The sequence below is a fragment of the Ralstonia sp. SA306 genome, from assembly GCF_054792405.1.
Window position 1 is genome coordinate 1,006,277 of the sequence record NZ_CP096452.1, and the last position, 22,725, is coordinate 1,029,001.

Annotated in this window: 23 protein-coding genes; 8 read left to right on the forward strand and 15 right to left on the reverse strand. The window is 62.6% G+C overall.

What is annotated here, in order from left to right; translation table 11 throughout:
- The first annotated feature begins 38 nt into the window (after positions 1-38).
- The 5 genes from M1D44_RS21105 to M1D44_RS21125 are packed head-to-tail and all read left to right on the forward strand — an operon-like array spanning position 39 to position 6,034.
- On the forward strand, positions 39-323 hold the full coding sequence (locus M1D44_RS21105; RefSeq protein WP_024978835.1) for a hypothetical protein: 285 nt from the start codon (positions 39-41) through the stop codon (positions 321-323).
- The gene (locus tag M1D44_RS21110; protein WP_316852693.1) at positions 323-1,675 is read left to right on the forward strand and encodes a cyclopropane-fatty-acyl-phospholipid synthase family protein; all 1,353 of its coding nucleotides are present in this window, start codon (positions 323-325) and stop codon (positions 1,673-1,675) included. The genes M1D44_RS21105 and M1D44_RS21110 overlap by 1 nt, the downstream gene beginning before the upstream one ends.
- 5 nt (positions 1,676-1,680) lie before the next feature.
- On the forward strand, positions 1,681-2,331 hold the full coding sequence (locus M1D44_RS21115) for a DUF6629 family protein (RefSeq protein WP_024978833.1): 651 nt from the start codon (positions 1,681-1,683) through the stop codon (positions 2,329-2,331).
- Positions 2,328-4,715, forward strand: coding sequence for a heavy metal translocating P-type ATPase (locus M1D44_RS21120; protein ID WP_316852356.1), 2,388 nt, complete (start codon positions 2,328-2,330; stop codon positions 4,713-4,715). The genes M1D44_RS21115 and M1D44_RS21120 overlap by 4 nt, the downstream gene beginning before the upstream one ends.
- A gap of 5 nt (positions 4,716-4,720) precedes the next feature.
- Positions 4,721-6,034 (forward strand): MFS transporter, encoded by a 1,314-nt coding sequence (locus M1D44_RS21125; protein WP_316852357.1) that lies wholly within the window; start codon positions 4,721-4,723, stop codon positions 6,032-6,034.
- 131 nt (positions 6,035-6,165) lie between these two features.
- Here M1D44_RS21125 and M1D44_RS21130 read toward each other — a convergent pair whose 3' ends face one another.
- From M1D44_RS21130 to M1D44_RS21145, 4 genes are all read right to left on the reverse strand, one after another.
- A complete protein-coding gene (locus M1D44_RS21130) occupies positions 6,166-6,447 on the reverse strand; it encodes a hypothetical protein (RefSeq protein ID WP_316852358.1) in 282 nt (93 codons plus the stop codon).
- Between the two features lie 198 nt (positions 6,448-6,645).
- Positions 6,646-7,152 carry a TPM domain-containing protein gene (locus M1D44_RS21135; RefSeq protein WP_316852359.1) on the reverse strand — a complete coding sequence of 169 codons (507 nt, stop codon included), beginning with the start codon at positions 7,150-7,152 and terminating at the stop codon, positions 6,646-6,648.
- Positions 7,146-7,985: a TPM domain-containing protein gene (locus M1D44_RS21140; protein WP_024978828.1), complete on the reverse strand. Its 840-nt coding sequence runs from the start codon at positions 7,983-7,985 to the stop codon at positions 7,146-7,148. The genes M1D44_RS21135 and M1D44_RS21140 overlap by 7 nt, the downstream gene beginning before the upstream one ends.
- On the reverse strand, positions 7,982-8,602 hold the full coding sequence (locus M1D44_RS21145; RefSeq protein ID WP_024978827.1) for a LemA family protein: 621 nt from the start codon (positions 8,600-8,602) through the stop codon (positions 7,982-7,984). The genes M1D44_RS21140 and M1D44_RS21145 overlap by 4 nt, the downstream gene beginning before the upstream one ends.
- Before the next feature lie 226 nt (positions 8,603-8,828).
- Between M1D44_RS21145 and M1D44_RS21150 the strand changes: the two genes are divergently transcribed.
- Entirely contained in the window at positions 8,829-10,010 is a 1,182-nt protein-coding gene (locus tag M1D44_RS21150) for a methionine adenosyltransferase (RefSeq protein WP_316852360.1), read from the forward strand.
- Between the two features lie 21 nt (positions 10,011-10,031).
- On the opposite strand, the gene M1D44_RS21155 is transcribed toward M1D44_RS21150, so the two are convergent.
- The 6 genes from M1D44_RS21155 to M1D44_RS21180 all read right to left on the reverse strand — a co-directional run bounded on the left by M1D44_RS21155 (position 10,032) and on the right by M1D44_RS21180 (position 17,156).
- Entirely contained in the window at positions 10,032-11,738 is a 1,707-nt protein-coding gene (locus tag M1D44_RS21155; RefSeq protein ID WP_316852361.1) for an ABC1 kinase family protein, read from the reverse strand.
- A gap of 83 nt (positions 11,739-11,821) precedes the next feature.
- A complete protein-coding gene (locus tag M1D44_RS21160; RefSeq protein WP_316852362.1) occupies positions 11,822-12,973 on the reverse strand; it encodes a DUF1302 domain-containing protein in 1,152 nt (383 codons plus the stop codon).
- A complete protein-coding gene (locus tag M1D44_RS21165; RefSeq protein WP_316852363.1) occupies positions 12,966-15,455 on the reverse strand; it encodes an ABC transporter permease in 2,490 nt (829 codons plus the stop codon). The genes M1D44_RS21160 and M1D44_RS21165 overlap by 8 nt, the downstream gene beginning before the upstream one ends.
- The gene (locus M1D44_RS21170) at positions 15,452-16,153 is read right to left on the reverse strand and encodes an ABC transporter ATP-binding protein (RefSeq protein WP_316852364.1); all 702 of its coding nucleotides are present in this window, start codon (positions 16,151-16,153) and stop codon (positions 15,452-15,454) included. Before M1D44_RS21170 ends, M1D44_RS21165 begins: the two co-directional genes overlap by 4 nt.
- Entirely contained in the window at positions 16,150-16,968 is an 819-nt protein-coding gene (locus tag M1D44_RS21175; RefSeq protein ID WP_316852365.1) for an outer membrane lipoprotein-sorting protein, read from the reverse strand. Before M1D44_RS21175 ends, M1D44_RS21170 begins: the two co-directional genes overlap by 4 nt.
- Positions 16,941-17,156 carry a hypothetical protein gene (locus M1D44_RS21180; RefSeq protein WP_037032338.1) on the reverse strand — a complete coding sequence of 72 codons (216 nt, stop codon included), beginning with the start codon at positions 17,154-17,156 and terminating at the stop codon, positions 16,941-16,943. The genes M1D44_RS21175 and M1D44_RS21180 overlap by 28 nt, the downstream gene beginning before the upstream one ends.
- A 397-nt stretch (positions 17,157-17,553) precedes the next feature.
- On the opposite strand from M1D44_RS21180, the gene M1D44_RS21185 reads away from it, so the two are divergent.
- Together M1D44_RS21185 and M1D44_RS21190 are read left to right on the forward strand one after the other, a co-directional pair.
- The gene (locus M1D44_RS21185) at positions 17,554-18,159 is read left to right on the forward strand and encodes a YqaA family protein (protein WP_316852366.1); all 606 of its coding nucleotides are present in this window, start codon (positions 17,554-17,556) and stop codon (positions 18,157-18,159) included.
- 161 nt (positions 18,160-18,320) lie between these two features.
- Complete coding sequence (locus M1D44_RS21190) at positions 18,321-18,563, forward strand: hypothetical protein (RefSeq protein ID WP_024978818.1); 243 nt, start codon at positions 18,321-18,323, stop codon at positions 18,561-18,563.
- A 422-nt stretch (positions 18,564-18,985) separates the two neighbouring features.
- On the opposite strand, the gene M1D44_RS21195 is transcribed toward M1D44_RS21190, so the two are convergent.
- From M1D44_RS21195 to M1D44_RS21215, 5 genes are read right to left on the reverse strand one after another with little or no spacing between them, the layout of a single operon-like run.
- Positions 18,986-19,648, reverse strand: coding sequence for a methyltransferase family protein (locus M1D44_RS21195; RefSeq protein WP_316852367.1), 663 nt, complete (start codon positions 19,646-19,648; stop codon positions 18,986-18,988).
- Positions 19,649-19,650: 2 nt separating this feature from the next.
- Positions 19,651-19,797 (reverse strand): DUF2933 domain-containing protein, encoded by a 147-nt coding sequence (locus tag M1D44_RS21200; protein ID WP_428984629.1) that lies wholly within the window; start codon positions 19,795-19,797, stop codon positions 19,651-19,653.
- Positions 19,781-20,083 (reverse strand): YHS domain-containing protein, encoded by a 303-nt coding sequence (locus M1D44_RS21205; protein ID WP_024978816.1) that lies wholly within the window; start codon positions 20,081-20,083, stop codon positions 19,781-19,783. Before M1D44_RS21205 ends, M1D44_RS21200 begins: the two co-directional genes overlap by 17 nt.
- Complete coding sequence (locus tag M1D44_RS21210; protein ID WP_316852368.1) at positions 20,080-20,319, reverse strand: hypothetical protein; 240 nt, start codon at positions 20,317-20,319, stop codon at positions 20,080-20,082. The genes M1D44_RS21205 and M1D44_RS21210 overlap by 4 nt, the downstream gene beginning before the upstream one ends.
- Positions 20,316-22,625, reverse strand: a complete 2,310-nt coding sequence (locus M1D44_RS21215; RefSeq protein ID WP_461241630.1) for a heavy metal translocating P-type ATPase — start codon at positions 22,623-22,625, stop codon at positions 20,316-20,318. Before M1D44_RS21215 ends, M1D44_RS21210 begins: the two co-directional genes overlap by 4 nt.
- Positions 22,626-22,725: the final 100 nt, after the last annotated feature.

Below are 22,725 nucleotides of genomic sequence, written 5' to 3' on the forward strand. Positions count from 1 at the left end.
CAGTACTGGCCGACGACATCATCTCCACCTGCCGCACCGTGATCGAAGCCATCGGCCACCTGCGCCGCGGCGGCCTGGTCAAGCCGGTGTGCATCGCGGTTCACGCAGTGTTCTCGGGCAGCGCGGTGCAGGACCTGACGACGGCGGGAGCCGGCAGCATCGTAAGCTGCGACACGATAGCCCAGCCTTCCAACACCATCTCCATCGCCCCGGATCTTGCAGATGCGGTACGCGAACTCCTGCAGGCGCCGAGAGGTACGCCCGTGAAGGCGAGTATTTCCCCCTCTGACAACGAACCGCCAACCGAGCAGGAGGCCAGATGATGAACACGACCACAGATGTCATCCGCCACTTGCACCCGGCGGACACCGAGCGGGCACTGCGCATCCTGCGCCGGTTGCTTGATGGAATGGAAAGGCCGCCAGCGCTTCGGCTGTGGAACGAATCGCGGTATGGATACGACACCGAGGCCGATTTCACTCTGGTGGTGCGCGATCCTAGCCTGTTGCGTCAACTGGTAATCGGGCACGACCCGATCCTGCTGGCCGACGCCTACTTTCGAGGCACCCTCGATGTCGAGGGGGATCTGTTCAGCGCACTTCGCCTGAAAGACCACTTTGAAGCGATCAACCTGTCGTGGCGAGACAAGCTGGCACTGTTGTTGGACGCGCTGAAACTGCCCGCCCAGGGCCCCAGTGAGGTCAAACCGAACACCGGTTTCGCGTCGCGAGTGGCGCGCCGGTTCGCGCACCAGCATTCGCGCCGCAGCGACCGCGCCGCAATCTCCTTCCACTATGACGTCTCCAACGCGTTCTACGGCCTGTGGCTGGACGAGGAGCGGGTGTACTCCTGCGCCTACTTCGAGCAGCCCACCGATTCGCTGGACACCGCGCAGCGCAACAAGCTCGAGCACATTTGCCGCAAGCTGCGCCTGAAGCCCGGCGAGCGGTTGCTGGACATCGGCTGCGGCTGGGGCGCGCTGGCGTGCTGGGCTGCTCGCGAGCACGGCGTGCACGCCCACGGCATCACGCTGAGCGAGCGGCAGCTCGAATACGCGCACGAGCGTATCCGAGCCGAGGGATTGCAGGACCACGTCACGGTTGAATTGCACGACTACCGGGACCTGCAAGGCCATGGCATTTATGACAAGGTCAGCAGCATCGGCATGTTCGAACACGTCGGCCTGGCTAACCTGCCGGCGTATTACGCAACGGTGCGCCGCGTGCTCAAGCCAGGCGGCCTCTTCCTGAACCACGGCATCACGCATGACGAGGAAGGCTGGAACAAGACGGCCGCCACGGAGTTCATCAACCGCTACGTGTTTCCGGACGGCGAACTCGACTGCGTCAGCAACATCCTGCTCGGCATGGAGCGCGCGGGCTTCGAGATCCATGATGTCGAGGGCCTGCGTCCGCACTACGCAATGACCCTGCGGCACTGGGTACGGCGCCTGGAAGCGCAGCGCGAGGCGGCGGTTGCCGAAGTCGGCGAAGCTGCCTACCGTGTCTGGCGCTTGTACATGGCAGCCTGCGCGCTCGAGTTCGAGGCCGGGGGCAGCGGCGTCTACCAGATTCTCGCCTCGAACCGTCCCTGCGGCCACCGCAGCCAGTGGCCGGTCCCACTGACCCGGCGCGACCTGTACCGCAGCCGGCAGCAACTAACCCGGGGAAGCTGAGCGCCATGTGCTTCTCCGCCACGGCAAGCTTTTCGGCCGGCACGGTGCTGCTGGCTATCGGTGCCGTGACTCTGCCCATGGCGCGACGGCCAGCCGATCGCCCGTACGCGGCCATCCCGTTGCTGTTCGCGCTCCAGCAGTTTATCGAAGGCGCGGTGTGGCTGACCTTTGGCGGCCCGCCCGGGCTCAACTTCGCCGCGATACAGGCCTACTCGTTCTTCTCCCACGTGCTGTGGCCAGTGTACGTGCCCGTCGCGACATGGCTGATGGAACCGAGCGGCCCGCGACGCCGCGCGCTGTGCTCCTTCATGGCCGGCGGGCTGGCGGTGAGCGCCTACCTGCTATATAGCCTGGCGACCAACCCGATCCAGGCGCATCCCGTGGGTGGCCATGTGGACTACCACTCGCCGCACTTCTACATTGCTGCATCGATGACGCTGTACCTGCTGTCCACGACGGTCAGCCTGCTGCTCTCCAGCCACACCTGGGTCAAGGTATTCGGCCTGCTGGCGCTCGGTTCGTCGTTCGTGTCCTATCTTGTCTATGCCCGTTGGTTCATCTCGGTGTGGTGCTTCTTCGCCGCTGTGCTGAGCGTTGCGGTCGCGCTGCACTTCATCGCACGCCGGTCTTTATCCTCCCCACGGATTTTTATATGAGCACAACAGCTACCTTTGAGGTCACCGGCTTGCTGTCCCCGCTGTCTGCGCGTGGCGTCGAGAAGCATCTGGCGCAGATGCGCGGCGTCGAGCGGGTTTCAGTCAACCCGGTGGCTGGTTCGGCCACCGTCACCTACGACCCGCGGCGCACCGACTCGGAACGCATCCGGGTGGCGATCACGGACTGCGGCCACCACTGCGCCGGGGAACTGACACCCCATCACCTGTGCGGCCCGATGGAGCACGCCATGCATCGCGCAGCGCATGAGCACGCGCCTGCCGGTCATCCGCCCGAGCACGCCGCCATGGATCATGCCGGCATGGAGGCGATGGCCCACGAGATGGGGCATGGACCCGGCATGGACGCCAAGGCGATGGCGCTCGACATGCGCAACCGCTTCTGGATCTGCCTGGCGTTCGCGGTGCCGATCTTTCTCTATGCCCCGATGGGTATGGACTTCATCAAGCTGAAGCCGCCCTTCGGAATCAACCTCGGCATCTGGCTGTTCCTGCTGGCCACGGGTGCGGTGGTCTACCCGGCGTGGCCCTTCTTTGTAGCCGCCGCGCGGGCGCTGCGCAATGGCGTGCTCAACATGGCGGTACTGGTGGTGCTGAGCGTCGGCACCGGGTATGCATTCAGCGTGGGTAGCACCTTCGTCTTCGGTGGGGCGCAGTTCTACGAGGCAGTTGCGGTACTGCTGGTGTTCATCCTGCTGGGGCATTGGTTGGAGATGCGGGCTCGCGCGGGCGCCTCGGAAGCGATCCGCGCGCTGATGGACCTCGCTCCGCCCAAGGCCACGGTGCTCCGCAACGGTCGGGAGTTGACGGTAGCGACTGCGGACGTGCTGCTCGGCGACGTCGTCCTCGTCCGCCCAGGCGACAAAATTCCGGTCGATGGGGAAGTGCTGGAGGGCGCATCGCAGGTCGACGAATCGATGCTCACCGGCGAATCAATGCCGGTGAAGAAGTCCGCCGGCGACAAGGTGATCGGCGCGACGATCAACAAGAGCGGCAGCTTCCGCTACCGCGCGACCAAGATCGGCGCGGACACTGCCCTGGCGCAGATCGTCAAGCTGGTGCAGGAAGCGCAAAACTCGAAGGCGCCGGCACAGTTGCTGGCCGACCAGGCTTCCCAATGGCTGGTGGTGATTGCGTTCGTGATCGGCGTGGCGACGTTCGTCGCCTGGTACTTCGCGCTTGGCCAGCCGGTGCTTCTGGCCCTGACACTCACGATCACAGTGTTCGTGATCGCCTGCCCCGATGCACTCGGGTTGGCCACCCCGATGGCGGTGATGGTCGGCACCGGTCTTGGCGCGATGAACGGCATCCTCTTCAAGAATGCCTCCGCGCTCGAGGAAGCGACACGGCTTGATGTGGTGATCTTCGACAAAACGGGCACGCTCACGCTCGGTCAGCCCGAGGTGGTCGACATGGCCGTGGCCCGCCATGTCACCGTCGACGAGCTGTTGCGCATCGCTGGCTCCGTCGAGAAACTATCCGAGCACCCGCTCGCGGTCGCAATCCTCAAGCGCGCAGGGGCACTCGCGTCGGAGGCGATCACCGACTTTACGAACATCGATGGTCAAGGCACGCAGGCCACGGTCGCCGGCCACCTCGCCTTGCTGGGCAATCGGCGCCTGATGGAGGCCAACGCCATCGACCTCGGCGAACTTGCCGGCGAGTCCGAGCGTCTGCAGGGCCAAGGCCGCACGGTCGTGCACGTAGCCCACGACGGCAGCCTCATTGGCCTCATCGCGATTGCAGATGCCGTGCGACCAACCTCGGCGGAGACTGTCAAAGCGCTGCATGCCAGGGGCGTTCAGGTGGCGATGCTGACTGGCGACAACCAAGCAACGGCCGAGCGCATTGCGCACGAACTCGGCATCGACATCGTGCTGGCTGACGTGCTGCCGGGCGACAAGGCCGCGAAGGTCAAGGAGCTGCAAGCGCAAGGCAAGAAGGTCGGCATGGTCGGTGACGGCATCAACGATGCCCCTGCGTTGACGCAGGCCGACGTCGGCTTCGCTATCGGCGCCGGTACTGACGTCGCGATGGAAAGCGCCGATGTCGTACTGATGAAGAGCGACCCGCTCGATGTGGTTGGCGCGATCGAGCTATCGCGCGCGACCTTGCGCAAGATGCACCAGAACCTGTGGTGGGCGGTCGCTTATAACGTGATTGCGTTCCCGCTAGCGGCCGGCGTGTTCTACCCGTTCACGATCAGCCCGGAGGTGGCGGCTCTTGCAATGTCGGGCAGTTCGGCGTTGGTTGCAGTCAACGCACTAATGCTCAAGCGCACCCGGCTCACCGGCATCCGGCGCGCTACGGCGGCAACGGTGCGCAACGGCATCTCCGAATCGGCCGCAGCCCAGAGTACAAGCTGAACAGCATGCGCGACGTCCCAACTGCTCCCCTTCCGCCGCCGACCGAGCGGGCTGTATGGCCCACATTGGTGGTGCTGCTGGCGATGGTGTTTGTCGTCGCGCTCGGCTACGGTGCGGGGCTGCCGCTGCTGCAGTTGTACCTATCGCAGTATCTGGGCAACGTCACGCGGCAGACGCTCGCGTGGCATGTCGGCATGCTGGGCGGCGTCTACACGCTCGCCCTATTCGTCTTCGCGCCGTGGTGGGGCCGCCAATCCGACCGGCATGGCCGGGCGGTGGTTTTGATCGCGGGCTTTGCAACGTACCTGCTCGGGACCGCGGCTGCCGCGTTGACGCCCAGCCTGGCCATGATCTATGTCAGCCGGTTGATCGCCGGTGCTGGCGCGGCCGCCATCGTGCCGGGGGCCCAGGCCTACGTAACCGACATCAGCGACGCCGTGCAACGCAGCCGGCGCTTCGTACTCATCGGCAATGCTGCGTCCGTTGGCTTCCTGGCGGGGCCCGCCTTCGGGAGTTGGCTGTCGGGTCCCGTGATGGGCGTGCGCGCCGGACAAATGGCAGGCATGGTCAACTGGCCGGCGCTGGCAGTCGTGACCGTCGGTCTGCCGCTGCTGCTGACGGCACCCCGATGCCTGCAATCGCCGCGCCCGACGGACGCCGGAATCAGTACATTGCGCAGCATGAGCCGCGAGCGCCGGCAATTCGTCGGCGCCTCCATGCTGCTGGCGACGCTGGCGTCGTTTGCCACAGGGACATTCGAAGTGGGCTTTAGCCTGTTTGGCGGCCAGACGCTGGGACTGTCGAACTCGACGATGGCGGCCATGTTCGTCACCTGCAGCCTCGCGATGTTGGGTGCGCAGTCCTTGCTGCTGTTCCCCGCGGTACGTCGGCGCATCGACCAGCGCTGGGTCGCGGGTGCCTTCATCGCCTCGGCCGCCGCACTTGGATTTGCCGCGCTGGTGCCGGGCGCTGGCGCACTCGGGCTGTTGATTGCGGTGGTAGCCACCGGCATCGGGATGATCGGGCCCGTGCTGTCGTACGAACTGCTGGAACGCGATCGAACCTTTGCTGGGTCGCTGCTTGCACGGCAGGCTGCCGCGGGCAACCTGGGGCAGGCCCTGGGCTCAGTTGGGGCCGGCAGCTTGTTCGGGTGGAATCCGCTCGCGCCGTTCTGGGCCGCGGCAGCCATATTGCTGCTCGGTTCCCTGGCGGCGTTGCGCTGGTGGGGTGTAGCCCGGCAGGCTGAGCGTAGTCTTGCGCCACCTCAAGCCCCACGACCCGGTACTAGACGAACTGCGAAGGGAAGGCATCGCGCGTGACGGCGATACCTCCAATGCGGCGGGTCCCACCCTTGTGATTCAACGCCCTCTGACCTTTTCGCCGAGGGCCGAATGTCTAAAGCCCAGACGGGAAGTTCATGTCTGGAATGTTCACTTCCCTGGTTCGCCCGTTACGTGGATGCGCCTTCGCTGGAAGGATAGCGTGTGTCTCCAGCCCACGCCCCGTCCGAATAAATTTCAAACTTCCCCGCCTTGCCGCCGTCGGTATAAGGATCGCGCGTGCTCGTCGAACGCGAGCCGTCTGTATAGGCGTCGCGTGTCATGCGCCCGCCGTCGGTGTAGACGTCACGTTGACCATTTGCACCGCTGCTGAAGGTTGCCGCGGTAGCAATGTTCGCGCCGAGAGCGAGCAGCGCAGCGGCAATCACAGAAGTCTTCTTGATTCGGTTCATCGCATTCTCCTAATGTGGCTGAGTTAAAAAACTTGCTTTGCGAGCCACTATAGGAATCAGCCCCTGACTGGGCGATGACGTTGAAATTACGAGTTCGTCATTCGGGAGGAAGGTCGCGCGACACGCAGTCAGGGGAGCGATGGAACATGTTGACCTCCTAACGCGACTGCACCGGGATTGGAGCGTTGAATTCGGCGCTCACAAAATCACGGGCTTGTCGGGTAATTCGTCTCGGCGACGATCGCGCGCCGGAAAATGCAGCGTCAGACTCTGGATGACAGCCTGCACGCCTTCAATAACCCCGCGCTGGTGCTCACCCTGTTGGAACGCCGTCTCCATCTGCCTGCAGATCGACTCCCACCCGTGGGCGCCAACCTTCGCATGGATACCGCGATCAGCCACGATCTCAACGGAGCGGTCCGCCAACAGGAGATAGATCAAGACGCCATTGTTCAGCTCGGTATCCCAGACATGTAGCTGCGAGAAGACTTCAAGCGCGCGCGCTCGCGGCGAGAGCCCCTTCAGCAAGGCAGGAAAACTCAGCGCGCCCTCCACGGCAAAACAGAGATGCCCGACATGAGAGGACTCGCTCTGCGCGATGGCCTGCTCGATTGCATGCATCGTCTCGCGCGGGAATGCGCGTCTGACCTGCCAATGGGTCATCGGCAGATGGCTCACCATGCGCCTAATATTTGCCCTTACCATTTGCCCGAAGCTCCACCGCCGCCAAAACCCCCGCCGCCGCCGCCGAATCCGCCACCACCCATGCGCCCGCCAATGCTGCGCGAGCCCACATGGGCGCCCATACCGCCGCCGAGCAGCGTGAACATGAGCGCGATGGCCCCGGCAAAAACGGCGACGAACATCGCGCCCGAAAGAGCCCATGCGAGCAGGCCGACCGCGCCGCCCGTCGCCACCGCCCCAGGAAAGCGGCCCAGCATTGCCCGCAACACGCCGCCCAACACCAGGGTGAGAAGCAGAATGACAGGCATATACGACCGAATCGAATTGGGGCTGTAGCCATTCCGTTCCGTCGGTGGCGGTAGCGGCTCTCCCTCGATCACGGCAAGGATGCTGCTGACGCCTGCCGCCACGCCACCGTAGAAGTTGCCTTGCCTAAACTGCGGCACAATCACTTCGCTGATGATGCGCTTGCTTGCCGCGTCTGTCAGGACGCCTTCCAAGCCGTAGCCGACTTCGATGCGCACCGCACGATCGTCCTTTGCGATGATGAGCAACGCTCCGTCATCCACGCGCTTGCGGCCTAGTTTCCACTGCTCGACCACACGAATCGAATACTGCTCGATCGTCTCCGGCTGGGTAGTGGGAACAATGAGCACCCCAACCTGCGAGCCTTTCTTCGCCTCAAAAGCCTGCAGGGAGGCTTCCAGCGTGGCCTGCTGCTCCGGTGTCAGCGTGCCGGTCTGGTCAGTCACCCTCGCTGTCAGGGGTGGAATAGCCACCTCAGCCGCGACGCCGAGCGCCACAAAAGCCGTCACCGCCACCAGTATTCCGCGCGCGGCCCTGAGCAGGTTCATTTCGTCATCCCCGGAGTGCTTGCGGGCGCGGTACCGAACTCGACTTGCGGTGGCTTGGCAATGGCCTCTTCGTTGGCCACCGTGAAATTGGGCTTTTCTTTATAGCCGAAGGCCATGGCGGTCAGATTCGAGGGGAACGAACGCACGGTCACGTTGTAGTTCTGCACCGCCTGGATGTACCGGTTGCGTGCAATGACAATCCGGTTTTCCGTGCCCTCGAGCTGCGCCTGCAGATCTCGGAAACCGGCATCCGCCTTCAACTGGGGATAGTTCTCCGACACTGCAAGCAGCCTGGACAGTGACCCTGAGAGTTGCCGTTGGGCGGCCTGGAACTGGGCAAACGCTTGCGGGTCGTTGAGCAGCGCGGGCGACGCCTGGATGGAGCCGACACGGGCGCGAGCCTCGGTCACCTGCGTCAGAACTTCCCGTTCGTGGCTGGCGTATCCCTTAACGGTGTTGACCAAGTTCGGCACCAGGTCGGCGCGGCGCTGGTACTGGTTCACCACTTCCGACCAGCCGGCCTTGACCTGCTCGTCCTGGGATTGAATGGTGTTATAGCCGCAACCGGTGAGACCCAGAATGAGCATTGTCGCGAATGGCAGCCATAGCTTGCGCATGGAAGATGTCGTTTTCATGATCTGATCGCAGGAAGGTCCTGGAGAACACCGCGACGCGCCGAAAACCGTTCCAGCGCAGCGTGTGCGCCATTAGGCAATGGATTGGGTTGATCCCAGTCTAGTCGCTCAAGTGACGCGTCTGTTGATACGCCTCAAGGACCCTGGATCGACGGAGCGTGACGCATAGAATGACAACATCACGCGACACAAGAACGGGGGCACCGTTATGCCAGCCCTGGAAGAGATTGCACTGTCGGTCACAGCCGTGCCGTCGCAATGGTCCACGCAGACCGAAATGTGCGAGCACAAGGGCATCGGTCACCCCGACAGCCTTTGCGACGGCGCGGTCGAGGCTGCCGCCCGTGCCCTATGCCGGGCATACCTTGGGAGCTATGGGGCCATCCAGCATTTCAATCTGGACAAGGCGCTGCTGATCGGCGGCATCAGCCGGCCAAAATTCGGTGGCGGTGACGTGCTGCGCCCCATGCGGCTGATCGTTTCGGGCCCTGTGACGGAGTTGCCGTCGACGCCGGTCCAGGCGGTGGTCGAGCAAGCGATCCGTGGTTACCTGATCGAGACCTTGGGCAACATCGGCAACGCGATCGGCATTGAGCCGATCCTCCGGCCCTCGGCCCCGAACCTTCAGCGCGTCACGTCACCCTCCTCGCTCCCGCTGGCCAACGACACCTCTTTTGGAGTCGGCTACGCGCCGCTCTCCTCGCTCGAAAACGCGGTGCTCCGTGCCGCAAAGATCTTGCGTTCCAGCGATTTTCGAACAGCCTTCGAGGTAGCCGGACTGGATTACAAGATCATGGGCAGCCGTCACGATACGCATCTGCGATTGACGGTTGCACTTGCACTCGTCGACCGATGCGTGCAAGACACCGAAGACTACTTCACGCTGAAGGGCCGGATTTCCGCCTACCTTGCCAAACGCCTGCCTGCGTGCAAAATCGCGATCAATACGCTCGATAACCCTGCAGCGCGCGGCGAGAACGAACTCTACCTGACCGTCACGGGCTTGAGCGCGGAGCACGGCGACGACGGCGAAGTTGGCCGGGGAAACCGCGTCAATAGCCTGATTACCCCCTACCGGCCCATGTCGCTGGAGGCCGCCGCCGGGAAGAACCCGGCAGCGCATGTCGGCAAGCTCTACAACGTGCTGGCGCATCGGCTAGCGGGCCGCATCCATGCCGGCGTCGATGGCGTCAACGCCGTGACGGTCCACCTACTCTCGACAATCGGCCGGCCCATCGACCAGCCTCAACTGGCAGCAATCGACGTGGTCGCCGCGGGCGGCCTCTCGCCGGCACAGCAGCGGCAAATCCGCGAACTCGCCAAACAAGAGTTGACTGCGCTTCCGGACCTAGTCAGCGAGCTGGTAAGCGGCACGTTGAGCGTGTTCTAGGTCAACTGCCACCTGCGTCCCTTATAGCTTTCCAGACCGCAGGATGGCGATGGCCCACGCAAGCCCCATGACGGACGCAACCACAAAGCCGACAAGTCCCAGCAGCGGAATCCCCCAATAGTGCGGCCCGTTCCCGCTGTGGAACGTCATGACGATGGACGAGCCAATGACAAGGCTGGCGATAATCAGACTCAGGCTCAACCGGTTGCTCGCCCGGTCGATGTGCGCTTCCAGGCCTTGCAATTGATCGTGTTCGATATGAAGCGTCGCTTTCCCGCTGCTCAAGACCTCGACTGCGCGGTTCAACATGTCGGGCAGGTTGCTCACAGCGTGACGCAATGAGCGCTGCGTGCGAAAACCTCGGCTGATATCGGCAAGCGGAAGATTGAGACCCTGCAACACGTGGCGGCCAAGCAAGCGCGGCACATAGTCGTGCAGCGACATCAAGGCATTGAAACTGGGGTCCATGGTCAGCGCTTGCGCCTCGATCAGCATGAAGGCCTTCGAAACCAGCAGGAACTGGCGAGGCAGCCGTATCTGGTGACGCTGACTCAGTTGTGCGAACTGCCGCACGATCTCGCCAAACGAATAGCCTTTGCCCGCAGCCTCGTAATACGCGCTGAGCGCCTTGGCGGCATCGCGGGTGAAGGCCTCGCGGTCGACACCCTCGGCAGCGACACCCATCTCGAAATAAGCGTCCACCATCCACGCAATGTCCGCCGAACTGACAGCCAGGATGAGCTGGGCGAGCGCTTCCTGATCATGCGCCGACAACTCGCCCATGATGCCGAAGTCGTGCAGGCATAGCCGGCCATCGTCGAGGAGGAACACATTGCCAGGATGCGGATCACCGTGGAAGAACCCGTGCTCGAAGACCTGTTTCAGGAATGACTGCATCAGCTTTTCCGCGACTTGCTGCCGATGCGCGAGGTCCGCAGGTTGTTGCGCGAGCTTGTGGCCGAGACTGCGCTCCATCGTCAGGACGCGACGGCTGGTCAGGTCCCAGTAGATGCGCGGCACAACGACATCGGGATCGCCCTCGAAGTTCTCACGCAAGCGGTCGCCGTTTCGCGCCTCAATGTGATAGTCCAGTTCATCGCTGATGAGCCGCGCGAATTCTTCGACCAAATCCGACGGGCCGAACCGGCGAGCCTCCGGAACATGGAGCTCCAGCCGCCGGGCAAGAAACCGCATGATGTTGATGTCGGCGTGAATGATCGGCTCAATGCCGGGGCGCTGCACCTTGACCACAACGCTACTGCCGTCCATGAGGTGCGCCGTATGGACCTGGCCGATCGATGCGGCGGCAAGAGGCGTCTCGTCGAATTCGGCAAACAATTCCTCGACAGGTTTTCCCAGTTCGCGCTCGATGATGGCGCGCGCCTGGTCACCGGGAAATATCGCGACGTCGTCTTGGAGCTTTTGTAACTCCTCGATGTAGCTCTCCGGCAGCATGTCGCGCCGCAAACTCAGAAGCTGGCCGAATTTGACGAATGCCGGACCGAGGCCCTCCAGCATTTCACGAAACCGCTTCGCGTCGCGCAAGTCGGTCTTCGCGGTTTCATGTGCGCTGTCGAACACCGTGCGCCGCAGATGCAACCGCTCCACATAATGCGCCCAGCCCGTGCCGGCCAGCGCGCGCAGTATCTGCAGCAGTCGCGGAAATGCGGCGGTAGCCGCTGCGTTGCCTTCATCGCGATCCTGACCTGCCTGGGTTGTTGCGTTCATGGGCCCCTCCACTGTCCTCGGAAACGCCGCCGTTCATGGCCCGGCTTGCGGCGGTCAGTCTGAGGAAATGCAAGTGTTGTCGGCTAAAAGAACCACTGGATCTGGGTAAAGTAAATGTTGCGAAGATGACCGTACTCGCTACTGCCGCCGCCCATGAAGAATTGGGCGCCGATCGACCAGTCCAGGTTCGTCTTAACGGAATATCTCAGGACGGGTGACAGGAACCGGCTCTTGTCGTCGAGATTCTGCGCGACATAGCCCTCGCATTTGAGTAGCGGAGTGATCTCATAGCTCACGTAGCCGCCCAAATAATGCTTGGCAACACTCTGAACCTTGCCAGCGAACAGGGACGCGAAATCGTAGGCGGCAGGATTGGTCGTACCGGCGCCGTTGTAGTAAAGCTCACCGCTGAGCGTCAACGTATTTGCAAAGGCGTAATCGAGCGCAAGCACCGCGCGCTGATAACTGGCCCCATTTGTTGCATGCACAAGCGTGAACTCGCCGCGCACGCCAGCGGCGCCTATCTGGCCTGCCACATCGACGCCCGCTACTTCTTCATTTCCGAAGCGGCCCCCGACCAGCGAATAGTCGACACCGGCGGCATTCGAGTGCCAGTTGAGCGCCGCACTGGAACGTGCGCCGCCGTGCTCCGGTGCGTACACCGCACTCACGCGGGAAAGCGGGCCAAGCTTGTGCTCAGCAAGAACTGCATCAACGCCGACACGTTCCTCGCGTTCAAGGGCGATGGGATTGAGCGGGTTGAGCAAATCAAGCGGGCTCCAGAACCGGCCAGTCCCCCACGCAATACGCTGCCGCCCGACCCTTAGGTCCGTGTCTCCGGATGAGAGCGTGACATTGCCGCGATAGAGGCGCTGCCTGCCTTCATACGAGCGGCCCCTGAGGTAAGTGCCGTCGAGATTCAGATATTGGTCCGGAGCCAAACTCTGCTGGGCTCCAAACTGAGCGGTGCGCAAATAGCTGCCGAGCAGCACTTCATTGTCGTATTGCAGATCGACGGCAACATGGTCGGAAACGTTGCCTTTGACCTCCAGCCGCAGGCGATTGAGGTCGAACACGTAGCGCTGCCCTGCCGGCAGGATTGTTTCCGAACCTTCCAGAAGGGACTTGTAATAGCCGGAGAACTTCACCCCAGAGCTGGGAGCCGAGGCTTCCTGTGCCATCGCAGAATGCGCTGCCGTGGCGGCCAACCCGAGCAGCACAGTCTGCTTAAACATGGCGAATCGCCTGCACAGGATCGAGCCGCGCCGCTTTGGCTGCGGGATAGAGCGATACCAGCACGCCTGCGACCAGCATGGCAACGCCTGGCGGGACCACTGTCGCACTGACGACGCGCGGGTAGATGATGCCCGTCAGCCCAGGTATTGCGGAATATCCGGCAAAGAAGCTCGACAGGTCTATGCCGGCATGCCCCAGATACAGCACCAGCGCGATACCGGCACCATAGCCGACGGCCGCAGCCAGCAGCAGCAAGGCAACGGTCTCGTACACGACCATGCGCCGCAACGCTGCCGGCGATGTGCCGAGCGCCAGCATCACGCCAAACTCGCGTGTGCGCTCGGTAACAGCCATGAAGACGGTGTTGATGACCGCACTTGTGATCACCAGAAGCAGCACGGCCAGGATGATATTGCTCACCACGCGCAGGAGCCGACTCATGTCTTCGAGCTGCGGCAGGAGTTCTTGCCAGGGTACGACCGTCGGGTCGGCGGCGCCAATACGCTCGCGCAGCATGGCGATGGCGGACGAAACGCGCGCGCGATCCTCAAGCCGGATATTGATGGTGGAGACGCGCGAACCGAGCGCCAGCAGCGACTGCGCGGCTGGTAGCGTCACGAACGCAAACGCCCCGTCGAAACTGGCACTCTCCGTCGAAAAAATGCCGCCCACGCGATACGCTGCCGTTCCGAGTTCACCGTTGGCGGCCTGGGCCATGACGACGATCTTTTCGCCCAGTCGAACACCAAGCTTGTCGGCCAGCTTGCGCCCGACCATGATCTCGCGATCGGCTCCCGGTGCGAGCGCGCGGCCCTGGACGACTGTGCGGGCGATGAATGTGACCTCGGCTTCCGCCACCGGATCGATGCCGATCAGCATGATGCCTTCGGATTTCGCGGCGGTGCTCGCCAGCGCCTGCGTCTGGGTGCGCGGCGCGGCGGCAGTCACCCCGGGCGTGCCACGGACGGCGTCCAGCAGCGAGGCGGCACCGTCGATGGCAAGCTCTGGGGCGTAGTCCTTGCGAAAGCCCTTGCGCTCGATCTGGATGTGCCCCGTCAGGTAGCGCGTGGAGTTCTCGATGGTCTGATCGAAAAAGCCGTCGAAGAACCCCAGAATGAACACAAAGCCCACGATGCCGAAGGCGGCGCCTGCGGCCATGAGAACGGTGCGTCGTGGATTGCGCAGCAGATTGCGCAGCGCAAGCAGCACGAACACCGGCAAGCCGAGCCCCCCTGTGTCATGCGAGGACACCCGCATGGCAGCCGGGAGCCCACGAATCGCCTCGATAGGCCTTAGCTGCACAGCCTTGGCTGCAGGGTAAAGCGCTGCGAGCCCGGCAATGAAGAAGACCGCCACCGACAGCACAATGCCGCGCTCGACGCTGACCACCGGATAAACGACATCAGAGAGTCCGGGCATCGTGCGCAGCCCAGCTTCGAACGCATGGAGATGAATACCCGCACGCGCGAAATACGCGTTGATCGACCAGCCGACCGCGTTGCCAACAACCAGCCCCACGAGGCCCAGCAGCATCGATTCATAGAGGACCAGCCGGAGGGCGCGCGCGCGGTTCATGCCGACGGCAAGCATGATGCCGAACTCGCGCGTGCGCTCCATGACGGACATGAGCACCGGGTTCGCCACGGCAAATACCACGACAACGAAGAACACCAGCAGCACCACGTAGGTTGTGACCTCGTGAAAGCGAGAGCTGACCGCTACCATCGGCAGCAGCCGCGGCCACCCCACGACTTCATAACGGTCGCCCAGACGGGCCGCAAGATTGACGCCAACCGAATCCAGCGCCGTTCGATCGCGTAGCCGCAGCGCAATCGCGGTGGCGCCGCCGGGTGCGGAGAGAAACTCACGTACCGTTGGCAACGGCATCACGGCGACGTAGCCATCGAGATCGTCGATCTTGCTGCGGAAAATACCGCGCACGGGGTACTTGCCACTCGATATCGAGCCATCGTAGCCTTGTCCCACGAACACGATGTCCTGACCAGGTTGCACCGCGAGCGACTCGGCGAGCTTCTCCCCAATCAAGACACCAGGCGTCTCGTTTTCCAGCGGCCGACCGGACACGATTGCATCGGAGAGGATCGTCACCTGCGCTTCGTCTGCCGGCTCAATACCCACCAGCATGACGCCGCGCGATTTGTCGCCACGGCTCACCAGTGCTTTGGTTTCCAACCGGACACTGGCTGCAGCAACGCCCGCCTCATCGCGCACGGTGCGCAGGATGGGCGCCGAATCTGGCATCGCGAGATCCAGGATCGGATCGTCGTGATACCCCTTGAGGTGCACTTGCGCATCGCCGGCGAAATAGCGCGTGGTGTTTTCAACCATCTCGCGGTTCATTCCGTCGGTGAACCCCCAGAGGAAGATCATCGCGATCAGGCCAATGGCGATCGACGAAATCGTGATCGCAGAACGCCTTCTGTTACGCAGCACGTTGCGGATGGCGAGCGACAGCATCATGGCGACCGCCGCTCGTCAGCTTCGACCTGGCCATCACGCAGGCGGATGACACGCCTCGCACGCTCGACCACCATCGGATCGTGGGTGGAGAAGACGAACGTCACACCGCGCCGCTCGTTCAAGGTCTTCATCATGTCCATAAGCGCAGCGCCGGCTTTCGAATCCAGATTGGCAGTCGGCTCGTCGGGCAGCACGATGATCGGCTCGGCCGCGATGGCGCGCGCCACGGCGACGCGCTGCTGCTGGCCGCCGGAGAGCTGCTGCGGCCGCCTGTTCTCCAACCCGTCGAGGCCAAGCTCATTGAGCAGCGCAATGGCGCGCGTGCGCCGCTGCACGGGCGGCACGCCCTGCAGGAGCATCACGAACTCCACGTTTTCCAGCGCCGAGAGCACAGGAATCAGGTTGAATTCCTGAAAAACGAAACCGATTTTGCGTAACCGGATTTCCGAGAGCGCGCTCTTGCCCAGTTGCCCGATTTCCGTGCCATCGACCCATACGCGCCCCTCGCTGGGTGAGTCGAGACCGCCGATCACATTCAGCAGCGTCGTCTTGCCGGAGCCCGACGGGCCGACCAGTACGGCGAAATCGCCCCTGCGGATCTCCAAGTTGATTTGCTGCAGCGCACGCACGGCACTTCCGCCCTGCCGGTAAAGCCGGGAGACTCCAGCCAGCTTGACGACAACGTCAGCGGTGTTCATGGCTTTTGCAGGTTGCGCTGGGTAAAGATATCCACGTCGAACGGCTGGTCATACTGCGCAGACTTGACAGTAATCGTCGTGGAATGGCCGGGCTCGTTCACCGGCCGCATCTCCCATTTGGTCGGGATAACGCGCCCTCCCATCGGGCCGACATTGGAGAAGGTCAGGACACGCACGAGCTCATTACGCTCGTTGTAATACTCCTGCTTGAGCGGAATCGAATCCGCTTGCCGGACCCAATAAAGAATCTTGCCCCAGACGACAGGCGCATCGGGCTTGGGAATCGACTCGATGACGTAGGATGCGGCGCCGTTGAGATTTTCGGTACGCAGAACCCGGTGCGTGTAGTCATCCACGACGCTGCTCTGCTTGACGAGATCGTCGTTCGTGAAGTCGGAACCCATCCAGGGCTGCAGCATCATCGATGGCGGAATCTTGATCGTGCGCTCGATGTTGGGCAGGTAATTCCACATCTCGGCGCCAATGCGCAACGATCCGATTCCCGCTTCCTTGGCGGGCGCGCGAACGCGGATAAACGAGCGGCGTGGCCGCTCCATCCACGCGCGCAGGTCCAAGGTGCGCTGCCAGCGGGGGGTGGTGATGGTCATCTCGAATTCACCCTGCAGCGTCTTGCCCCATAGCAAGGTATCGACGCGTTCGACCAGCGTGCGCCCGTCCGGCTCAGCGGCGCGCGTGGCGGCGGGCATGCACACCACGACGAGCGCCAGACAAAACGCACGAAGCATCGCGTTGCAGGACATGGCAAAGCTGGGCGCCGGAGCGGCCCCTACCTCGGCCCTCTGGAGCGTGGCCATTCAACGAAGGCCAACAGCCAAAGCCCGATGAGGTTGAAAAGCGGCACAAAGACCAGAGCCGCCCAGAATGGCGAGAAGCCAATGCGCATCAAGATCCGGCCAATGGGGTAAAGCAACACCAGCGCCATGACGGCAAAGGTGATCCAATGGGCCAGACCGTATCCAGCCATGTCGAACCAGTGAACCATCACGAGCCACCTCCTTGGTCGAGCACCGCGTGCCACATAAATCACCCTATACCTTTCTACGCACGGTCGCTTTATCTAGATCAAGGCTAGGCGTGACGACGTCATTTCAAGTGTGCACGCGTCATGGCGCTGACACCGTTATGCATTCCCACGCAGCGCTGGTTACCCTCTGACACCTATCAGGAGCTGCTTTCGATCAACCCAGAGGCATTGGCACGTGCAACACTGTATTTACTGCATCGGCGTTGCTGCAACGCCGTCCAGTGTTCTGCAGAACTTGATGGAAGGGGTTTCCGCATGAACCATGCTTGTCCATTCGACCTTTGGCCCCGAGCCGTCCAGGCCATCGCGATCTCCGCCGGCGTGCTAGTCGTCTGGCAATGAGGAGAACCAGCCGATGCTTCGCATCAGCCTGCAATCTGGCCTGCTTCGTGCCCTGACGCGGTGCTCCGACTCACGCGCGTATCCGCTGGTGGTTGCCGGGGCAGCACTGGCTGCGGAACTGTCGATGTCGGTTCCGTTCGCAAGCTTGCTCATGGCAGCGGTGCTGCTGGCGCCGCGCCGCTGGGTGTCCATTGCGATTTGGGCAAGTCTGGGAGCGGCCACCGGTGCGCTCGCGCTGTACCTTGTGTTTCATCACCTGGGATGGAGCCGGTTGTTCGCAGCCTATCCGGACGTTGTGCGTTCAGCCGCGTGGCGTGACGCGACGCATTGGCTGAAACACTACGGCGTCGTCTCGCTGTTGGTCATTGCAGCGCTGCCGGCGCCTCTGACCCCCGCACTCATGTTTGCAGCGATCTCTCGTCTGCCGGTCGTGGAGGTCATTGCTGCGCTGTGGCTTGGCAAGTTGGCCAAGTATCACGTCTACGCTTGGCTCGCCTCGCGATTTCCGGAGCGTCTGATGCGGCACGGCCAGCGCCATGTCGATGTGTTGCGCGCGGTGCTCGGCAACAGCAAGGAAGACCGAGAAAGCTCTACGCCGCCGCGGGGTGAGCGTCGCTAATGAGCCGCACTGTGCAAGCGAGCTTTACTGGCGCTGGCTCCAAAATCAGACTGCGCGTCGGCTTCGATGATCCTGACTGAAATGTCATTTCTGGGTCATGTTTGCGAAGGCTTTACCGGCACAGACTGAGCATAGTGTTCATCACCTGCGAGGAGAAACAAATGGAACCCCGAGTCATCATTTCTGCATTGATTTTCGCTGCATCTTCCTTGTCGGCGAGTGTGTATGCCGCCGATGCCGACAAGCCCGTAGCCCCCGAAGCGCCTGCCGCGAGCAAGGTCATACCGCACTCCCATACAGCTGAACGAACCGGTGTTGCCGCCTCAAGCACGCCGGCAGTTACACCGGCCAAAGGTAGCGTGCGCAAAGACAAATCCCGGCATTTCCATCCCGATACCAAGTAAGGCTGCGCACAGGATCGAAAGACGACCGCATAGTCGAGCGCGTAAGCCTGGTTTCGCAATTCAACGTAAGACTGTTCGACAAGTCCGGGAGCCCATTCGTGCGCGCACTGGCGACGCCGTTGGGTGCCGGGTGGCTGAAATGGAGTCATCCGATGCGCTGGACGCGGTATGCGTAACCTGGGCGATTCCAACTCAGGCTGCTGGGCTGTCTTTCCAATAGCTTTACGGACTTGGCCATACGTGTGGGCTCAGTCGTATGCCCCGCTGCAGAGCGTTCCAACTGCGACCTTGACCAAACACCGGCTTGCCAGGTGTGTGAAGCGCGTGACACCGGCGCGTAATAAGGCTTCAGCGACTTCTTGGCAGGTTGGCGCTTAGGCAACTACTGAGCGCTTCCTGGTTGCATCCGACTTGATGTTTCCTCAATGGATCGGCGCCTTGAAGGTGCCGCCTCCCCAACGCGGAATAAATCGCGGTGTCCGGCTGCAGTAGGCTTCATATTCCTGCCCGAATTCGGTCAATGCCTCCCGCTCCTCAGTCAGCGCAAGGCGTACATACATCCAGACAAGCACGGGGAACATGACCAGGGTCAGCAGCGTTGGCCACTGCACCAGAAAACCCAGCATGATCAGGGCAAACGCCACATATTGCGGGTGGCGCATGCGTGCATAGAGTCCGCCAGTCGCAAGCTGGTGCTGCTGTTGCGCCAGGTACAGCACGCGCCAAGCGGAGGCCAGCATGACGAAGCCGCCGAAGATCAGCACGTTGCTCAGGATGTGGAACGGTCCGAAGTGCGGATTGGTCCGCCAGCCGAACATCATCTCCAGCAGGTGGCCCGCATCGTGCGAGAGGAAGTCGACGCCTGGGAAGTGCTTCGTCAACCAGGGCAACAGCAGGTAGATCGTCAGCGGGAACCCATACATCTCGGTGAACAGCGCCACCAGGAAGGCTGAGAAGGCGCCGAATGAGCGCCAGTCGCGTGATGTCTGGGGCTTGGTGAAGCTGAAGGCGAAGATGATGAAGATCGCTGAGTTGATGATGACCAGCGTCCAAAGTCCATAGCCGGGTTGTGTGTCGTGCTGCATCGTCACGCTCCTTGGGGGCGGGCACCGTTCTGCGACTCGACCTCTTCATGCTGATGTTCATGCCCCTGGTGCATGACCAGATGCCACAGCGGGCACAAGGCAAACAAAAGAAGGGGCAGGAACGGGGGCAAGCTAACAGCAGCCACCATGGTGGCGATGATGCTCCTGCACGAAGCGGGACGGGTTCTGCTGAAAGACAGCGCGAGAATTCTCAGATTCGAAATAGAAGGTCTTCCCCTCGTAGTTGGCCGTGATGGCATGCGCGGGATCGACCTTGTTACCGGTCACGGGGTCGCTGGTACCCCCCGACTCGCCTTGCGTTGCGCCGGCAAAGTCGCCATGGTGATGCCGCTGCCCAGCGCGGCTGCGGAACAGCATTGCCACCACGACTACCCCAAGAACAATCCAAATCAGGTTTTGCGAGAGCCAATTCATTTCCGCCTCCACGTTGACGACTTTCTGCGGGCGTCCAGTTCCCGCTTAACCATTGCCTGCACTTCGCGCTGGGTGTGCCGTGACAAGCGCAAACTCATCCAGATCACCCAGACCGGACAGGCGAGGAGAATGGCGGCGACCAAGACCGAGAGTGGTGAAATCCCGTACCAGTAGAGAATGCCCCCAGCCAGTAGCGTCGCGATCGCGGCGCAGAACCCGGCGGCTGCGCGCTTCATGTCGCCACCTCGCGTTCGGTTGTTCTAAGACGTACACGCTTGAGCAGCGCTGAATTGGCCACCACGCTCAGCGACGACAGCGACATCGCGGCTGCCGCAAGAATGGGGTTGAGCAGCCCGAACGCTGCGATCGGGATACCGATGGTGTTGTAGATGAATGCCCAGAACAGGTTCTGCTTGATCTTGCGCATCGTGGCGCGCGACAGTTCGATGGAAGCCGCGACATCCCGCACGTCATTGCGGATCAGAATGATGCTGCCGGTCTCCTTGGCCACATCCGAGCCCGAACCGATGGCGATACCAATATCTGCCGCGGCCAAAGCCGGCGCATCGTTGACACCGTCACCCACCATGGCGACGACTTCGCCCTCTTGCTGGAGGGCGCGGATATGCTGAACCTTGTCGTCGGGCAGCACTTCAGCGATCACGCGGTCGATGCCAACCTGTCGCCCAATGGCTTGCGCCGTACGGCGATTGTCGCCGCTGAGCAGCACGACCTTGATTCGCCTTGCCTTGAGCGTGGTGACCGCCTCGGTCGCTTCGGGCTTCACGGTGTCGGCAACCGCAACGATGCCAATCAACTCGCCCTCTACCCCAACCAGCATGGCGGTCTTGCCATCCGCTTCCAGGCTGGTCAGCGCAGGCTCAACCGCATCGGTAGCGATGGCTTGCTGGGCGAATAAACGCCGGTTGCCGAGCCAGACCCTGCGGCCGTCCACCTCGCCCCGGATGCCCATCCCGGACAACGCCTCGATTGCGCCGGCCTTCGGTATGGCGAGCGTGCGATGCTGCGCGGCCCGGACGATCGCCTCACCAAGCGGATGCTCCGAGCCTGACTCCACCGCTGCCGCAATGGTCAGCAGCTCCGCCTCCTGATGCGACCCGAATGGAAGGATGTCCGTCACGGTCGGCTCGCCGCGCGTGATCGTGCCGGTCTTGTCGAAGACAACGGTGGTGAGCTTCTCGGCGCGCTCGAGGACTTCGCCGCCGCGAATCAGGATGCCGGAATCCGCACCCTTACCCACGCCGACCATCAACGCTGCGGGTGTCGCAACGCCGAGTGCGCACGGGCATGAAATGATCAGCACCGCGATAAAGGCCAGCAAGCCCTGTGGGAAATGCCCCGCCAGCGTCCAACCGACCACAGCCAGCAGCGCCACTGCAACCACCGCAGGCACGAAATAGCCGGTGACCTGATCGGCCAGCCGCTGGATTTGCGCGGAACTGGCCTGGGCCTCTTCCACCATCTTGATGATCTGCGCAAGCGCGGTGTCGGCACCGATTCGGGTCGCTTGAAATGTGAAGGCCCCGGAACGGTTGAGCGTGCCGCCGATCACTTGTGCGCCGGGGGCCTTTTCGACCGGCATCGACTCTCCGGTCAACATCGACTCATCGACGCTCGACTGCCCTTCGGTCACCTTGCCATCCGTTGGAATCTTCTCGCCAGGCCGGACCACCACCAGCTCCGACACCATGATGCTCTCAGCCGGGATCTCGACCTCCTTGCCGTCGCGGATCACGTGGGCCACGGCAGGCTTGAGGTCAAGCAGGCGACGCACGGCTGCGGAGGACTTCTTCTTGATGATCTCCTCCATGTACTTGCCCAGCAGCACGAAGGCGATGATGACCGCGGAGACCTCGAAGTACACATCCCGCTCGGCCACCTTCACCGGCAGCCACGACGGGAAGAACAGCACCGCCACGCTATAGAAATAAGCGACTGACGTGCCGAGCGCGATCAGGAAATCCATGTTGATGTTGCGCGTGCGGATCGCGTTCCACGCGCCTTTGTAGAAGCTCCAGCCGCCGATGAACTGCACCGGGGTCACCAGCAGAAAGAGCCACACGCCCCAGGTGAACCAGGGCAGCGCGGGAATCGGGGCCCATGTCAGCAGGGTCGCGCCTGCCGCCAGCGCGAGGAAGGCGCCCGCACGGAGCACCGCCAGCGCGAGCACGCCCGTCAAGGCAATGGTCACGCGGGTCTTCATCGCCTTCAATTCCGTTTCCGGCGATTCAAACGTGCGCAGACAGCTCTCGCTGCAAAAGTAATACTTGCGGCCACCCCGCTCGGTGGACATGGCTGTGGCCTTGTCCACCATCATTCCGCAGATCGGGTCCTTGGCAAGTTGCTTGGTGCCGGCAGTACTTGAAGCCGCCCGCGTCAGCGGCCCTGCGCGTGAATCCGCAGCAGTGCTGTAGCGTTGGGGGTCGGCGTGAAACGACGCTTGACAGTGCGATGAGCAGAACCAATAGCGCCTATTGCCGAATTCCTCGCTGCCGGCTGCCTGAGCAGGGGAAATGTCCATGCCGCACACGGGGTCGCGCACGAAATCCCCCGAGAGCGACGCCAACTCGGTGGCAGCCAGTGAACCGCGTTCGTGCGCTCCGTCACTAGCATGTGCGCCG

Excerpts from the sequence above, each read along its gene's own strand:
- M1D44_RS21140 (WP_024978828.1), bottom strand. The coding sequence starts at position 7,985 with ATGAACCTGCTCAGGGCCGCGCGCGGAATACTGGTGGCGGTGACGGCT.
- M1D44_RS21120 (WP_316852356.1), top strand. The coding sequence starts at position 2,328 with ATGAGCACAACAGCTACCTTTGAGGTCACCGGCTTGCTGTCCCCGCTG.
- M1D44_RS21135 (WP_316852359.1), bottom strand. The coding sequence starts at position 7,152 with ATGGTAAGGGCAAATATTAGGCGCATGGTGAGCCATCTGCCGATGACC.
- M1D44_RS21190 (WP_024978818.1), top strand. The coding sequence starts at position 18,321 with ATGGAACCCCGAGTCATCATTTCTGCATTGATTTTCGCTGCATCTTCC.
- M1D44_RS21210 (WP_316852368.1), bottom strand. The coding sequence starts at position 20,319 with ATGAAGCGCGCAGCCGCCGGGTTCTGCGCCGCGATCGCGACGCTACTG.
- M1D44_RS21200 (WP_428984629.1), bottom strand. The coding sequence starts at position 19,797 with ATGGTGGCTGCTGTTAGCTTGCCCCCGTTCCTGCCCCTTCTTTTGTTT.
- M1D44_RS21115 (WP_024978833.1), top strand. The coding sequence starts at position 1,681 with ATGTGCTTCTCCGCCACGGCAAGCTTTTCGGCCGGCACGGTGCTGCTG.
- M1D44_RS21175 (WP_316852365.1), bottom strand. The coding sequence starts at position 16,968 with ATGGCCACGCTCCAGAGGGCCGAGGTAGGGGCCGCTCCGGCGCCCAGC.
- M1D44_RS21195 (WP_316852367.1), bottom strand. The coding sequence starts at position 19,648 with ATGCAGCACGACACACAACCCGGCTATGGACTTTGGACGCTGGTCATC.
- M1D44_RS21205 (WP_024978816.1), bottom strand. The coding sequence starts at position 20,083 with ATGAATTGGCTCTCGCAAAACCTGATTTGGATTGTTCTTGGGGTAGTC.
- M1D44_RS21215 (WP_461241630.1), bottom strand. The coding sequence starts at position 22,625 with ATGGACATTTCCCCTGCTCAGGCAGCCGGCAGCGAGGAATTCGGCAAT.
- M1D44_RS21110 (WP_316852693.1), top strand. The coding sequence starts at position 323 with ATGAACACGACCACAGATGTCATCCGCCACTTGCACCCGGCGGACACC.
- M1D44_RS21125 (WP_316852357.1), top strand. The coding sequence starts at position 4,721 with ATGCGCGACGTCCCAACTGCTCCCCTTCCGCCGCCGACCGAGCGGGCT.
- M1D44_RS21150 (WP_316852360.1), top strand. The coding sequence starts at position 8,829 with ATGCCAGCCCTGGAAGAGATTGCACTGTCGGTCACAGCCGTGCCGTCG.
- M1D44_RS21185 (WP_316852366.1), top strand. The coding sequence starts at position 17,554 with ATGCTTCGCATCAGCCTGCAATCTGGCCTGCTTCGTGCCCTGACGCGG.
- M1D44_RS21180 (WP_037032338.1), bottom strand. The coding sequence starts at position 17,156 with ATGGTTCACTGGTTCGACATGGCTGGATACGGTCTGGCCCATTGGATC.
- M1D44_RS21165 (WP_316852363.1), bottom strand. The coding sequence starts at position 15,455 with ATGATGCTGTCGCTCGCCATCCGCAACGTGCTGCGTAACAGAAGGCGT.
- M1D44_RS21145 (WP_024978827.1), bottom strand. The coding sequence starts at position 8,602 with ATGCGCAAGCTATGGCTGCCATTCGCGACAATGCTCATTCTGGGTCTC.
- M1D44_RS21160 (WP_316852362.1), bottom strand. The coding sequence starts at position 12,973 with ATGTTTAAGCAGACTGTGCTGCTCGGGTTGGCCGCCACGGCAGCGCAT.
- M1D44_RS21170 (WP_316852364.1), bottom strand. The coding sequence starts at position 16,153 with ATGAACACCGCTGACGTTGTCGTCAAGCTGGCTGGAGTCTCCCGGCTT.
- M1D44_RS21155 (WP_316852361.1), bottom strand. The coding sequence starts at position 11,738 with ATGAACGCAACAACCCAGGCAGGTCAGGATCGCGATGAAGGCAACGCA.
- M1D44_RS21130 (WP_316852358.1), bottom strand. The coding sequence starts at position 6,447 with ATGAACCGAATCAAGAAGACTTCTGTGATTGCCGCTGCGCTGCTCGCT.